Raw genomic sequence first — 13,464 nt, forward strand, 5'->3', positions numbered from 1 at the left:
CGGCATCGATGCAGGCCCACCGCGCCGACCTGGCCGCGTTCGTCGATCACGCTGTACGCCTTGACGATGCCGCGGTCGTTCGGTTGCGGGCTCGATCTTCGGGCTTGCTAACCGCCTGGATGGCAACGGGTTTCGACGTGCTGGCCAGCCGGGTGGTGGTGGGCCAGGTGCGGCCCGAGGACATGACCGTCGCCGCGAACGGGCTGGCGCGTGGGCTGTCGGCGATGGACGACACCGGCTACGTCGATCCCGGTTTCACGATGGACTCGTCGTGGCGCAGTGCGCTGCCACCGGAATCCGGCTTCACCTACCTCGACGACGTGCCGGCCCAGGTGATGCTGGACCTGGCGCAAGAAGGAGTGCGACTGGCCAAGGAGCACAGCAGCGCGCACGGCCCGCCGGCCTCGCTACTCGACCAGGAGGTGGTCCGGGTCAGCTCCGCTGACACCAGCGTGGGGCTGCCGATGCGTTGTGTGTTCGCTTTGACCGCAATGGGTTTCCTGCCGCAGTCAAGGGATGCAATCGACGCGAGCGAAATGATCCGGGTCCGGACCCTTCCGGCGTGGTTACGTCTCGACGCGCGCTTCGGATCGGTGTACCGCCGTCGCGGCCAGGCGGCGCTGCTGCTGCGCTGAGCGGTGCGTCAGGCCCGGTACTGCACCCACAACGGCAAGACGGCGTCCAGGTAATCCATAAACTTCTTGAGCCCCACCCGGTATTGCCCGAATCCGTATGGATCTTCGGCATATTCCGGAAATGCGATGCCCAGTCCGAAGAGCCCCGGGGCAAGGATTCCGTTTCTCCTGTTGTAATCCAGTGGGCCCCACTGCGGTGTCTCGGGCAGGTTTCTCCGCTCGAAGCCCACGGTGTAGACCACACGGTCGCACTGGCCGAGTTTCTCGTCGAATTCCGGGCTGGACACCCAACATCTCTCCAGCCGCTCCGGGTAGACCCCGTCGATGTTTTCCCGAGCCCACGCGGCCGCTCGGCCCTTGAGGCCGGTGTCGTCGAACAGGATCCAATCATCAAGATACACAGCGTATTTCAATGGGCTCTGGTAGAAGTTGATCACCCTCTTGACGGGGTGGCGCAGCAGATTCGGCAGTACGATCATCGACGAGTGCGACGAGCCGAAGACGGCCACCGTCGCGCCGTCGAGCGACTGCTCGGCGAGCCGGTCGGGATCCAGCGCCACCTCCACCGCAATCTCGTCGAGGCCGGGATAGGCAAGCTTCTTGGGCACCGCGCCGACGGCGAGGATCACATTTTCGGAGACAACTTCTTGGTGCTCCGTTTCAATTCTCCATCGCCTGTTGCCCAGGAAAAGCGACGTCGCTGTGGTTTGAAAGACGTCTACCCGCTCGCGCAAGTGCGCGGTAATCCACACCAGTGGATCGGCGACCAGGTCAAGGGCGCATGTCTGGCCCGGGTCGATATCGTGCAGCGGCAGCGCCGGTGCCTCCGAGAAACGAAACGCCGCAGAGCCATTCAGGAAGTGCAGGAAGGTTTCGGCGATGGTGTTGCTCGACACCGCCCGCCACTTCTGGCCGAGATCGCCTGCCGCAAAAGCGGGATCGATCCAGGCGATCTTGTCCGCCGCGACGCCCTGATCTAAAAGCCTTCCGACCGCAGCAATTCCGGCGGGGCCGGCTCCGATCACTGCCCACGCATACGCTGCCATGTAACACATATAGGCCAGCGCGGGCCGCGACGCGAATCGGCCCCCGGTGGGAAGCTAGACCAACCAGGCCGCCGCGTCGGTCGGCAGCTGGCCGTCGACCAACGGCGCACTGGCGAAAATGGGTTCGCCGGCGGGCAGCGGCATCGGACGTTTTCCGGTGTTCAGCGCGCACACCAGACCGCCTGCGCGGCGCCGGAATACCAGCCCATCGTCGGTCGCGGTCAGCCACTCCAGCTCGAGGCCGTCGAATTCGGCACGCTCCCTGCGCAATTTGAGCGCCGTGCGGAAAAACGCCAGCGTCGAGTCGGGATCGGCGTCCTGCTTCTCCACCGTCAACGGCGCCCAATCCGCGGGCATCGGCAACCAGGTATCGGGCGAACTGGAGAACCCGAACGGGGGAGCATCGCCCGACCACGGCAGCGGAACCCGGACCTTGTCGCGGCCCCGCTCGGTGTGTCCGGACCGTTCCCAGGTCGGGTCCTGCAGCACCTCTTCGGGCAGGTCCAGTACGTCGGGCAGCCCGAGCTCCTCGCCGTTGTAGATGAACACCGTGCCCGGCAGGGCGAGCATCACCAGCAGCATCGCCCGCGCCCGGCGCAGCCCGATCTCGCCGCCGCCGTAGCGGGTGACCTCTCGGTCGATGTCGTGGTTGGACAGCGTCCAGGTCGGAACGGAGTCATAGATCGCGGTGGCCGCGAGCGAATTCTCGACGGCGTCGTGAATTTGGTGCGCGTCGAAGCCGACCTTCGTCAGCCGGAAATTGAAGCCGAGATGCAGTTCGTCGGGCCGCAGGTATTCGGCCCAGAGCATGTTGTCCAGCACCCACACCTCGCCGATGGTCACCGCGCCGTCGTACTCGTCGACGATCTTGCGGATCTTGCGGTGGATGTCGTGCACGGCCGGGTTGTTGAAGCGCGGGTCGTCGTCGCTGTGCGACAGCACCTTGACGGCTTCCTTCGCGTCGGGCAGGCCGGCCGGCTTGGCCATCCCGTGTGCCACGTCGATGCGGAAGCCGTCCACGCCGCGGTCCAGCCAGAACCGCAGTGATGCCTCGAAGTCGTCGAAGACCTCGGGGTTGTCCCAGTTCAGATCGGGCTGGTGGGTGTCGAACAGGTGCAGGTAGTACTGGCCGGGATTGCCGTCGGGCTCGACCACTCGCTCCCAGGCGGACCCGCCGAAGACCGACGTCCAGTTGTTCGGCGGCAGCGCTCCGTCGGGCCCCTTGCCGTCGCGGAAGTGGTACAGCTCCCGGGCGTCGGTTCCCGGGCCGGCGGCCAGCGCGGCCGCAAACCACGCGTGCTGCGAGCTGGTGTGGTTGGGCACCACGTCCATGGTGATCTTGATCCCGCGCTGGTGGGCCTGCGCGATCAGCCGTTCGATCGCGGGCATCCCGCCGAACAGCGGGTCGATGTCGCGAGGATCGGAGACGTCGTAGCCGTGGTCGGCCATCGGGGAGACGGTGACGGGGCTGAGCCAAATCGCGTCGATCCCCAGCCGTTCGAGGTGGTCGAGGTGGGCAACGATTCCGTCGATGTCGCCGACGCCGTCGCCGTTGCTGTCGGCGAATGACCGGGGATAGACCTGGTAGAAAACCGCGTTCGACCACCATGCTGCGGGGCTCATGCTGCTCCGTTCGGTTTGGGGGAATCAGAAGGGCGAATTGACCAGTGAGTGCGCAGCCATCTCGAGGTAGTTGAGCAACTCTCGGCGGTGCTCGTCGTCGAGAGTCTGCGAGTCGATCGACGCGACGGCGGTGTGCATGCACCGCAGCCACGCGTCCCGCTCGATCGGGGTAATCCGGAACGGCACGTGACGCATCCGCAGCCGGGGGTGTCCGCGCTGGTCGGAGTAGGTGCGCGGGCCGCCCCAGTACTGCTCGAGGAACATGCGTAACCGCTCCTCGGCGCCCTCTAGGTCGTCCAGCGGATACAGCTCACGCAGGATCTCATCCTCGGGGACCTGGGCGTAGAAGCGCGCCACGATCGTCTTGAATGTCTCGGCACCGCCGACAGCGTCGTAGAAGGATTGTTGTACCTGATCCATCACCCCCCATTGTGGTGCATCGGCCGGCTGGCGCAGTCAAACGGCCGGATGCGCAACTGCTGTTCACCGGCTCGACACGGCGAGCACCTGCAATTAGGCGTGCGATTGGCGGCGAATCATGGTGGACTATCCGCGGAGGATTTATGGCGCAGGGCAAAAGACGCCGCAGCCACCGAAGTTCAGGGGCCGCGGCAGGGCTGACCGGACCCACAACGGCGTCGTCCCTGCATAGCATTTCCCACCGCCCTACCCAGGCTCTTTCGCACCGTCCCGCCCCGGGGGCCGACACCCATCCGCCCAACCGGCACGAAAGCGCTTCGATCTGGAGCCGCCGCCGGGTGCTGCTGCTGAATTCCACCTACGAACCGTTGACGGCGCTGCCGATGCGGCGGGCGATCGTGATGGTGATCTGCGGCAAGGCCGACGTGGTGCACCACGATCCCGCCGGTCCGGTCGTCCACTCGGCGAGCGAGTCGATCGTGGTGCCGTCGGTCATCCAGCTGCGGTCCTATGTCCGCGTTCCATATCGGGCCCGCGTCCCGATGACCCGCGCCGCGCTGATGCACCGCGACCGGTTCTGCTGTGCCTACTGCGGGGCGAAGGCCGACACCGTCGACCACGTGGTGCCGCGCAGCCGCGGCGGCGGCCACTCCTGGGAGAACTGCGTCGCCTGCTGCTCGACATGCAACCACCGCAAGGGCGACAAGCTGCTCGCCGAACTCGGCTGGGCCCTGCGCCGGGCGCCGTTGCCGCCGACCGGACAGCACTGGCGACTGCTGTCCACGGTCAAGGAGATGGATCCGTCCTGGGTCCGTTACCTCGGCGAGGGCGCGGCCTGACCGCGAATCTTGTGTCCAGGCGCGCCGCGGGATCACTCGGTGGGATACGGTTTCGGTCGTGAGTGCTATGGAGATTCACCTTTACTTGGTCGGAATCCCGGCGTTGCTGGTGATCGTGCTGGCGGCGCTGATCTGGTCGCGCAAGGGGCCGCACCCCGCGACCTACAAGATGTCCGAACCGTGGACGCATCCACCGGTGCTGTGGGCTGCCACCGACGAATTCGTCGGCCACTCACACGGACACCACGAGTTCTCAGTCGGAGGTGGCGCCAGTGGCACATGGTGAGGTAGCGACGAAGGCGCCCGCCGCGCTGCCGGTGGGCTTTGCGATCACCACGAGCGGACGGGTGTCTGGCGTCACCGAGCCCGGTGAGCTCTCGGTGCACTACCCGTTCCCGATCACGGACCTCGTCGCCATCGACGACGCCCTGAAGTACGGCTCGCGCCAGTCGATGACGCGGTTTGCCATCTACATCGGCGATCTCGGGAGCGACACCGCGGCCCGGGCTCGCGAGATCCTGGCCGACGTGCCGACGCCGAACAACGCGGTGCTGCTGGCCGTCTCGCCCGACCAAGCCGTCATCGAGGTCGTCTACGGCTCGGAGGTCCGTGGCCGTGGCGCCGAGTCGGCCGCCCCGCTGGGCGTGGCCGCGGCCTCGTCGGCGTTCGAGCAGGGCCACCTGGTCGACGGCCTGGTCAGCGCGATCCGCGTGCTCAGCGCCGGGATCTCGCCGGCCTAGCGGCTAAGCACCGTCGAAGGTGCGGGCCCGCAGCGCCCGCTTCACCCCGGCCTGGCCCTCCAGCACCAGGCGGCGCAGGGCCGGGGGCACCTCGGAGTCCGGTGCGGACAGGAACGTGTCGGCAGCGGCGATGCCGTCCTCGCTGATGTCCCAGGACGGATACAGCCCGATCACCACGGTCTGCGCGACCTCGCTGGAGCGCCGCGCCCAGACGCCGGGAATGGCCTGGAAATAGCGCGCGGCGAACGGCTTGAGCAATTCGCCCTGGCCGGGCGCCCCGAAGCCCGCGATGATCGAGCGGGCCGACGTGTTGGCCACGGTGTCGTCCTCGACCACGGTGGTGAACGCCTGCTCCTTGACCTCCAGCTGGGGACGGGCCGCGGCGGCCTGGGCGCCGTGGCGCTTGCCGGTCGCCGTCGGGTCGCGCCGCACCTCGGCGTCGATGAACGGCGTCTCCATGCCGTCGGCGTCGATATCCCCGGCGGTGGCCAGCGCGGTCACGATGCGCCAGCGCAGGTCGGTGTCGACCTCGAGGCCCGCCAGGCCCAGTTCGGCCGGGTCGCGGTCGAGCAGGTCGGCCAGCGCGCCGATGTGCCGGTCGGACAACACCGACGAGCAGAGCGTGTTGACGAAGGCGAGCTGGTGATCCGAGCCCGATTGGGCCGCCCGGGCCAACTCCAGTACCCGATCGGCGAACTGCGGCCAGCCGTGTTCGCGAGCCCAGCCCGGCTCGGCGTAAGCGCCCAGAGCCGTCTGCGCCTGCAGCAGCAGCCGTTGTGCCACACCGACTTCCGTCTCGGCCTGCACACCAGCTGAGACCAGGGCGACGAAATCGCGGGCACGCAGTTCGGCCTCACGGGTCATCTCCCACGCCGCGGACCACACCAGCGAGCGGGGCAGTGGCTCGGCGATGTCGGCGATGCGGTCCAGCGCGGTCCGCAACGACTGGGCGTCCAGGCGCAGCGAGCAATAGGTCAGGTCGTCATCGTTGACCAGAATCAGCTGCCCGGACGAAACACCAACCAGCCCAGGCACTTCCGTCTCGGCTCCTTCGACGTCGAGCTCCTCACGGTGCAGCCGCACCAACTTGCCCGAGCCGTCGTCGTCGTAGATCCCGACCGCCAGCCGGTGCACCCGGGTCTCACCCGCGCCCGGAGCCGCGCCGCTCTGCGCCACCACGAACCGGGTGAACTTCCCGTCGGCGTCGGTGTCGAACTCCGCGCGCAGGGTGTTCAGCCCGGTGGTCTTCAGCCACTGCTGGCCCCAATTCGACAGGTCGCGGCCCGACGCCTGCTCCAGCGCGGACAGCAGGTCGCTGAAGGTGGCGTTGCCGAATGCGTGGGTACGGAAGTAATCACGCAGCCCGGCCAGGAAGTGCTCCAGCCCGACGTAGGCGACCAGCTGCTTGAGCACCGAAGCGCCCTTGGCGTAGGTGATGCCGTCGAAGTTCACCTCGACCGCGTGCAGGTCGGGGATGTCGGCGGCGATGGGGTGCGTCGATGGCAGTTGGTCCTGGCGGTACGCCCATGACTTCTCGACGGTCGCAAAGGTCGTCCACGCCGAGGTGTATTCGGTCGACTCGGCCTGGCACAGCACCGACGCGAACGTCGCGAACGATTCGTTGAGCCACAGGTCGTCCCACCACGTCATGGTGACCAGGTCGCCGAACCACATGTGCGCCATCTCGTGCAGCACCGTCTCGGCGCGCCGCTCGTAGGAAGCGCGAGTCACCTTGCTGCGGAAGACGTAGTCCTCGAGGAAGGTCACCGCCCCGGCGTTTTCCATTGCGCCGGCGTTGAATTCGGGGACGAACAGCTGGTCGTACTTGCCGAATGCGTACGGCACACCGAAGTTCTTGTGGTAGAAGCTAAATCCCTGCTTGGTCTCGGTGAACAGCCGCTCGGCGTCCATGTGCTGGGCCAGTGAGGACCGGCAGTAGATGCCCAGCGGGATCTCGCCGTGCTCGTCACGGTAGGAGTCGTTCCACTCCGAATACGGACCCGCGATCAACGCCACCAGATAGGTGCTCATCCGCGGTGTGACCGCAAAACTGTGCACGCCGTTGTCGACCGAGGTGGTGGCGCCGTTCGAGATCACCTTCCAGTGCGCCGGCGCGGTCACCCGCAGGTCGAAGGTGGCCTTGAGGTCGGGCTGATCGAAGCAGGCGAACATGCGCTTGGCGTCGGCGGTCTCGAACTGTGAGTACAGGTAGGTCTCGTTGTCGACCGGGTCGACGAAGCGGTGCAGTCCTTCGCCGGTGTTGGAGTAACGGCAGTCGGCGTCGACGACGACGACGTTGCGGTCGGCCAGTCCGCGCAGCGGGATGCCGGTCGACTCGTCGTAGCCGGAGACGTCCACGTCGCGCCCGTTGAGGGTGGCGCTGCGCACGGTCTCGGCGGAAAGGTCGATGACCGTGTCGGCGCCGGCGAGTGCGTCGAACACCACGGTGGTGGTGGAGCGGAAGGTTCGTTCGCCGGGCCCGCCGTTGCCGTCGGTGACGTCGAGGCTGATCTGGTAGCTGTCGACGGTGATCAATGCCGAACGCTCGACGGCCTGGTCTCGGGTCAGGTTAGGTAATGCCACGCGTCCAACTTAGTAGCGTCGCGAGCCGGCAGCGCGGACCGGGAACACGCGCGCGGCGGCTACGGTTGTGCTGAACGGTGTTCTAACCGTTCCCGATCTCGTCCGGAGAGGACTGCGCAATGTCCGAGAAGGCCCCCGCGAAAAACCAAGCCGATTTCTGGTTCGACCCGCTGTGCCCCTGGGCATGGATCACGTCGCGCTGGATTCTTGAAGTCGAAAAGGTTCGCGACATCGACGTGAATTTCCACGTGATGAGCCTGGCGGTGCTCAATGAGAACCGCGAAGACCTGCCCGAGCAGTACCGCGAGAACATGAAGCGGGCCTGGGGACCGGTGCGGGTCGCGATCGCCGCCGAGCAGGCGCACGGCGCCGAGGTGTTGGCCCCGCTCTACACCGCGATGGGCACCCAAATTCACAACAAGGGCAACAAGGAACTCGAAGACGTCATCAAGCTGGCGCTCGACGAGGTCGGTCTGCCCGCCGAGCTGGCGGACGCCGCGACCAGCGAGGCCTACGACGAGGCGCTGCGCAAGAGCCACCACGCCGGCATGGACGCGGTCGGTCCGGACGTCGGCACGCCGACCATCCACGTCAACGGCGTCGCGTTCTTCGGGCCGGTGCTGTCGCGGATCCCGCGCGGCGAAGAGGCCGGCAAACTGTGGGACGCCTCGGTGACGTTCGCCGCCTATCCGCACTTCTTCGAGCTCAAGCGCTCGCGCCACGAGGCGCCCGAGTTCGACTGACCTTGCTCCGCTCGGCGACGTGACACCCCGCGCGTTGCGTCGCTGAGCGCACCGGGTAAGGATTGCGGGCATGCGCGTCTACCTGGGTTCAGACCACGCTGGATTCGAGCTCAAGCAAGCGATCGTCGAGCACCTGAAAAAGACCGGACACGAGCCGATCGACTGCGGCGCCTTCACCTATGACGCCGAGGACGATTACCCGGCGTTTTGCATCGATGCCGCAATACGCACCGTGGCCGACCCGGACAGCCTCGGCATCGTGATCGGGGGATCGGGCAACGGCGAGCAGATCGCGGCCAACAAGGTGCCGGGCGCCCGCTGCGCGCTGGCGTGGAGCGTCGAGACCGCGTCGCTGGCGCGTCAGCACAACAACGCACAGCTGATCGGCATCGGCGGCCGGATGCACACCGTTGCTGAGGCGCTCACGTTCGTCGACGCCTTCCTCACCACGCCGTGGTCGAAAGCCGAACGCCACCAACGGCGTATCGACATTCTCGACGAATACGAGCGCACCCACAAGGCACCGCCGGTGCCGGGCGCGCAGGCTTAGGGACCGTCTTGCCCGAAGGGCATACGCTGCACCGCTTGGCCCGGCTGCACCAACGACGCTTCGGCGGTGCGCCCGTCGCGGTGTCCAGTCCGCAGGGCCGCTTCGCCGAGGCTGCGGCCGCCGTCGACGGTCGCGTGCTGCGCAAGTCGAACGCCTGGGGCAAGCACCTGTTCCATCACTACGCCGGCGGGCCGACCGTGCACGTGCATCTCGGTCTCTACGGCACCTTCACCGAATGGGAACGCTCCGACGAGCTTCCGGAACCGGTCGGACAGGTACGGATGCGGATGGTCGGCGCCGAGTACGGAACCGACCTGCGCGGGCCGACGGTGTGCGAGGTGATCGACGAGGCTCAGGTCAGCGAAGTCGTCGCGAAACTCGGTCCCGACCCGTTGCGCAGCGACGCCGACCCAGCGTGGGCGTGGAATCGAATCGCGAAGTCCCGCAGGCCTATTGGTGCATTGTTGATGGACCAGACCGTCATCGCCGGGGTGGGCAATGTGTACCGCAGCGAGTTGTTGTTCCGGCATCGCATCGACCCGTACCGGCCCGGCCGGGCGGTCGGCGAGGCGGAGTTCGACGCGGCATGGACCGATCTGGTCGCGCTGATGAAGGTCGGTTTGCGGGGCGGCAAGATCGTCGTGGTTCGGCCCGAACACGATCACGGCCCGCCGTCCTATGCGCCCGACCGGCCCCGCACCTATGTGTACCGGCGCACCGGTGAGCCGTGTCGCGTATCGGGGGATCCCATCCGCACGGCAGTGCTGGAGGGCCGAAATGTGTTCTGGTGTCCGACCTGCCAGAAGTGACGTCGTCGAACTGACAGGAAACTGGCAGGAAGAAACGCTGGCGTCTACAGTTTCGAGCGGCGCACGCTTGGGTAAGAACTGCCCTGTGAAACCGATAACGCGTTTAACTGCAACGATTTTCGCTGGGGCCGCGGTGGGTCTGGCGGGTGTTGGCGTCGCCGCCGACGCCGCCGCGCAGCCCGGTCCATTTCCGCAATGGTGCCCGGGGGAGTGGTGGGACCCGGGCTGGGGCAATAACTGGGACTGGAACAGCTGTCACGACTGGCGTGGCGGGCCCGGGCCCGGGGGCTGGAACCCGCCCGGACCGGCCGGGGGCCCCGGCTGGGGACCGCAGCCTCCAGGACCGTGGGGACCGCCGCCGCCTCCGGGCTGGCACCCCTGATAGAAGTCCACATCGATAACCGCGCCCTGCCGACGCTGTTCGGCAGGGCGCGGTTATCTCGAGTCGGTCAGGAGACGTCGACGCCCAGCACGGCGTAGACCTCGTTCGACAGGGCGAGGCTGCGGGGGTCGGCGTTGGCCTTGGTGGCGTCGAAACGATTCGCCACGTACGCGTAGCCGATGCGGTGCTCGAGGTCGACGAACCCGAAGGAGCCGCCCAGCCCGCCGTGGCCGAAGATGCGCGGGTTGGGCCCGTTGACGCAACGCTGATTGAGCATGTAGCCCAGGCCCCAGCCGTGGTCGGCGACCCGGGGGCCGAGCACCAGGTCGGTTTCCTGACCGCCCTGGCATTCCCGGATCAGGTCCATGTGCTCGCGGCTGAGCAGTTTCTCCTGCGCGAGCGCGTTGTAGAAGGTGGCCAATCCCAGCGCCGACACCTGGCCGTTGGTGCCGGGGAACTCGAGCCGGCGCCACAAGTCGAGGTCGTAGGAGCTGACCTCGTCGTCCGGGGCCCACCCCATCGCGACCGACAGGCCGGCCTTGGGGTGATCGTCCAGCGAGCTGGGGTGGCTGGGGATGTTCGTCAGCAGGTCGCGCATGTGCGGCTTGTTGACCCGCTCGGCGCAGCGCCGCTGCTCGGCGTCGGACAGGCCGATGTGGACGTCGGCGCCCAGCGGCTCGGCGATCTCGGCGCGCAGGTACTGACCGATCGTGCGGCCGGTGACCCGGCGGAACACCTCGCCGAGGATGAAGCCGAACGTCGTCATGTGGTAGCCCTGGGCGGTCCCGGGCTCCCACCACGGTTCGGCGGTGACCAGCTGGTCGCAGACGAAATCCCAGTCGCAGACCTGCTGCCAGGTGATCGGGGCGCGCGGCCCGATCACGCCGGATCGGTGGCACATCACCATCGCCAGGGTGATGTCTTCCTTGCCCGCCTGACCGAATTCGGGCCAATAGCGGGCGACCGGCGCGTGTAGATCCAGCTCACCGCGGTCGACGAGCTGGTGGACGCAGGTGGCCGACAGCCCCTTGGTGCCGGACAGCACGGTGGTCAGCGTGTCCTGTTGCCAGGGCCGGGTGCCGGCCGCGTCGGCCCAGCCGCCCCAGAGGTTGACGACGAGCTCCCCGTCGACCCACACGGCGACGGCCGCGCCTTGCTCGCTTTGCTGGGCGAAGTTGCGCTCGAACGCGTTGCGTACCCCGACGAAATCGGACGCGCATGAGCCGTTAATGTCAGCGTCCGTTTTCAGGTCGCTCATGGCGCCTTTCTGTGGAGCAGCACTTACCCCGAGCGGGCGACGGGAATCGAACCCGCGTAGCTAGTTTGGAAGACTAGGGCTCTACCATTGAGCTACGCCCGCATGTATTAGTCGAGCGTGACTGTATCTGGCGGCGAACATCAAATCTAATCGACGCGGTCTTGTGACCGCTCTGTTAGGTCTGCGAGGTCGTTGTCGAGCCGACGCCGTCGAGCCGTAGGATCGCGAGGTCAGCGCGGGGTGTAGCGCAGCTTGGTAGCGCATCCGCTTTGGGAGCGGAAGGCCGCAGGTTCAAATCCTGTCACCCCGACCACACCGCGCCGCACCACCGAACACGAAGAACGAGGAGCACACCCGTGAAGAGCAGCGTCGAGCAGTTGAGCCCCACCCGGGTGCGCATCAACGTGGAGGTGCCGTTCACCGAACTCGAGCCCGACTTCCAGCGCGCCTACAAGGAGCTGGCCAGGCAGGTCCGGCTGCCCGGGTTCCGGCCCGGCAAGGTGCCGATGAAGTTGCTGGAGGCCCGCTTCGGCCGCGAGGAGATGCTCGACCAGGTCGTCAGTGAAGCGCTGCCCACCCGGTACGGGCAAGCGGTCAGCGAGACCGAGGTGCACCCGATCGGCCGGCCCGAGATCGAGGTCACCAAGAAGGAGTACGGCGAGGACCTCGCGTTCACCGCCGAGGTCGACATCCGCCCCAAGATCACCCTGCCGGACCTCGGCGCGCTGAAGGTGTCGGTGGATCCGATCGAGGTCAGCGACGACGACGTCGACGCCGAGCTGCAGTCGCTGCGGGCCCGGTTCGGCACCCTGACCGGAGTGGACCGTCCGGTGGCCGACGGTGACTTCGTCTCGATCGACCTGTCGGCGACGATCGACGGCGAGGACATCCCGGGCGCCGCCGCGCAGGGCCTGTCGCATGAGGTCGGATCCGGCCGGCTCATCGAGGGTCTCGACGATGCGATCGTCGGCCTGTCGGTCGACGAATCCAAGGAATTCACCGCCAAGCTCGCCACCGGCGAACACGCCGGCAAGGACGCGCAGGTGACCGTCACCGTCAAGTCCATCAAGCAACGCGAACTGCCCGAGCCCGACGACGAATTCGCGCAATTGGCAAGCGAATTCGACACCATCGACGAGCTGCGCACCAATCTGCGCGACCAGGTGGGCAACATCAAGCGCGCCGAGCAAGCGGGCAAGATCCAGGAAGCCACGATGGACGCGCTGCTCGAGCAGGTCGAGGTGCCGCTGCCCGAGGGCATCGTCAAGGAGCAGTTCGACAGCGCCATGCACGGCGCCATCGACAGCGTCAACCACGACGAAGCCAAGTTCGTCGAGGTGCTGGCCGAGCAGGGCAAGACGCGCGAGGAGTTCGAAACCGAGACGCGCACCGCGGTAGAGAAGGACGTGCAGCGCCAGCTGTTGTTCGATGCGCTGGCCGACGAACTGGAAGTCCAGGTCGGCCAGGACGACCTGACCGAGCGACTGGTGGCGACGTCGCGGCAGTACGGCATCGAGCCGCAGCAGCTGTTCGCCTACCTTCAGGAAAACAACCAGCTGCCGGCCATGTTCGCCGACGTGCGGCGCGGTCTGGCGATCGCCGCGGTGGTCTCGAAGGCGACGGTCACCGACACCGACGGCAACGCCATCGACACGAGCGAGTTCTTCCCGGACCGCACGAAGAACGACGCCGACGGCGAGGACTCCGAAGACGCCGACGACGTGGCGGACGAGTCCGGCGAGGAATGACCCAACCTTGACGCTGTGAGCGAACGCGCCCGGTTCGGGGGTGCGTGGCCGCGAAACGGCGCGCTTGGTTGGTTAGTGTCGTCAGTAC

General features: G+C 67.0%; 14 protein-coding genes and 2 tRNA genes. 10 read left to right on the forward strand and 6 right to left on the reverse strand.

Annotated features, from left to right (window positions below; genetic code table 11):
* Positions 1-8: 8 nt before the first annotated feature.
* Entirely contained in the window at positions 9-635 is a 627-nt protein-coding gene (locus G6N55_RS25815) for a hypothetical protein (protein ID WP_085221222.1), read from the forward strand.
* Positions 636-643: 8 nt separating this feature from the next.
* Here the strand turns inward: G6N55_RS25815 and G6N55_RS25820 are convergent, their stop codons facing one another.
* The 3 genes from G6N55_RS25820 to G6N55_RS25830 all read right to left on the reverse strand — a co-directional run bounded on the left by G6N55_RS25820 (position 644) and on the right by G6N55_RS25830 (position 3,724).
* The gene (locus tag G6N55_RS25820) at positions 644-1,660 is read right to left on the reverse strand and encodes an FAD-dependent oxidoreductase (protein ID WP_085221221.1); all 1,017 of its coding nucleotides are present in this window, start codon (positions 1,658-1,660) and stop codon (positions 644-646) included.
* A gap of 75 nt (positions 1,661-1,735) precedes the next feature.
* The gene (locus tag G6N55_RS25825) at positions 1,736-3,304 is read right to left on the reverse strand and encodes a glycoside hydrolase family 13 protein (RefSeq protein ID WP_085220761.1); all 1,569 of its coding nucleotides are present in this window, start codon (positions 3,302-3,304) and stop codon (positions 1,736-1,738) included.
* A gap of 24 nt (positions 3,305-3,328) precedes the next feature.
* Positions 3,329-3,724 (reverse strand): globin, encoded by a 396-nt coding sequence (locus tag G6N55_RS25830; RefSeq protein WP_085221220.1) that lies wholly within the window; start codon positions 3,722-3,724, stop codon positions 3,329-3,331.
* A 143-nt stretch (positions 3,725-3,867) separates the two neighbouring features.
* On the opposite strand from G6N55_RS25830, the gene G6N55_RS25835 reads away from it, so the two are divergent.
* From G6N55_RS25835 to G6N55_RS25845, 3 genes are all read left to right on the forward strand, one after another.
* Positions 3,868-4,563 (forward strand): HNH endonuclease, encoded by a 696-nt coding sequence (locus G6N55_RS25835; protein WP_085220760.1) that lies wholly within the window; start codon positions 3,868-3,870, stop codon positions 4,561-4,563.
* 67 nt (positions 4,564-4,630) lie between these two features.
* Positions 4,631-4,849, forward strand: a complete 219-nt coding sequence (gene ctaJ, locus G6N55_RS25840; RefSeq protein WP_085220759.1) for an aa3-type cytochrome oxidase subunit CtaJ — start codon at positions 4,631-4,633, stop codon at positions 4,847-4,849.
* On the forward strand, positions 4,836-5,303 hold the full coding sequence (locus G6N55_RS25845; protein ID WP_085220758.1) for a DUF5130 domain-containing protein: 468 nt from the start codon (positions 4,836-4,838) through the stop codon (positions 5,301-5,303). Before ctaJ ends, G6N55_RS25845 begins: the two co-directional genes overlap by 14 nt.
* 3 nt (positions 5,304-5,306) lie before the next feature.
* Here G6N55_RS25845 and pepN read toward each other — a convergent pair whose 3' ends face one another.
* A complete protein-coding gene (gene pepN / locus G6N55_RS25850) occupies positions 5,307-7,886 on the reverse strand; it encodes an aminopeptidase N (protein WP_085220757.1) in 2,580 nt (859 codons plus the stop codon).
* A gap of 119 nt (positions 7,887-8,005) precedes the next feature.
* Between pepN and G6N55_RS25855 the strand changes: the two genes are divergently transcribed.
* The 4 genes from G6N55_RS25855 to G6N55_RS29505 all read left to right on the forward strand — a co-directional run bounded on the left by G6N55_RS25855 (position 8,006) and on the right by G6N55_RS29505 (position 10,370).
* Positions 8,006-8,629 carry a mycothiol-dependent nitroreductase Rv2466c family protein gene (locus G6N55_RS25855; protein ID WP_085220756.1) on the forward strand — a complete coding sequence of 208 codons (624 nt, stop codon included), beginning with the start codon at positions 8,006-8,008 and terminating at the stop codon, positions 8,627-8,629.
* Positions 8,630-8,699: 70 nt separating this feature from the next.
* On the forward strand, positions 8,700-9,179 hold the full coding sequence (locus G6N55_RS25860) for a ribose-5-phosphate isomerase (RefSeq protein WP_085220755.1): 480 nt from the start codon (positions 8,700-8,702) through the stop codon (positions 9,177-9,179).
* A gap of 8 nt (positions 9,180-9,187) precedes the next feature.
* Positions 9,188-9,988, forward strand: a complete 801-nt coding sequence (locus G6N55_RS25865) for an Fpg/Nei family DNA glycosylase (RefSeq protein WP_085220754.1) — start codon at positions 9,188-9,190, stop codon at positions 9,986-9,988.
* Positions 9,989-10,121: 133 nt separating this feature from the next.
* Entirely contained in the window at positions 10,122-10,370 is a 249-nt protein-coding gene (locus G6N55_RS29505) for a hypothetical protein (RefSeq protein WP_232078834.1), read from the forward strand.
* A 67-nt stretch (positions 10,371-10,437) separates the two neighbouring features.
* Here the strand turns inward: G6N55_RS29505 and G6N55_RS25875 are convergent, their stop codons facing one another.
* Complete coding sequence (locus tag G6N55_RS25875) at positions 10,438-11,628, reverse strand: serine hydrolase domain-containing protein (RefSeq protein ID WP_085220753.1); 1,191 nt, start codon at positions 11,626-11,628, stop codon at positions 10,438-10,440.
* Between the two features lie 31 nt (positions 11,629-11,659).
* Positions 11,660-11,730 (reverse strand) — tRNA-Gly (locus G6N55_RS25880).
* Between the two features lie 134 nt (positions 11,731-11,864).
* Here G6N55_RS25880 and G6N55_RS25885 point away from each other — a divergent pair.
* Positions 11,865-11,941 (forward strand) — tRNA-Pro (locus tag G6N55_RS25885).
* 43 nt (positions 11,942-11,984) lie between these two features.
* Complete coding sequence (gene tig, locus G6N55_RS25890) at positions 11,985-13,376, forward strand: trigger factor (RefSeq protein WP_163667503.1); 1,392 nt, start codon at positions 11,985-11,987, stop codon at positions 13,374-13,376.
* Positions 13,377-13,464 lie beyond the last annotated feature (88 nt).

It is taken from the genome of Mycobacterium florentinum (assembly GCF_010730355.1).
GTDB lineage: Bacteria > Actinomycetota > Actinomycetes > Mycobacteriales > Mycobacteriaceae > Mycobacterium > Mycobacterium florentinum.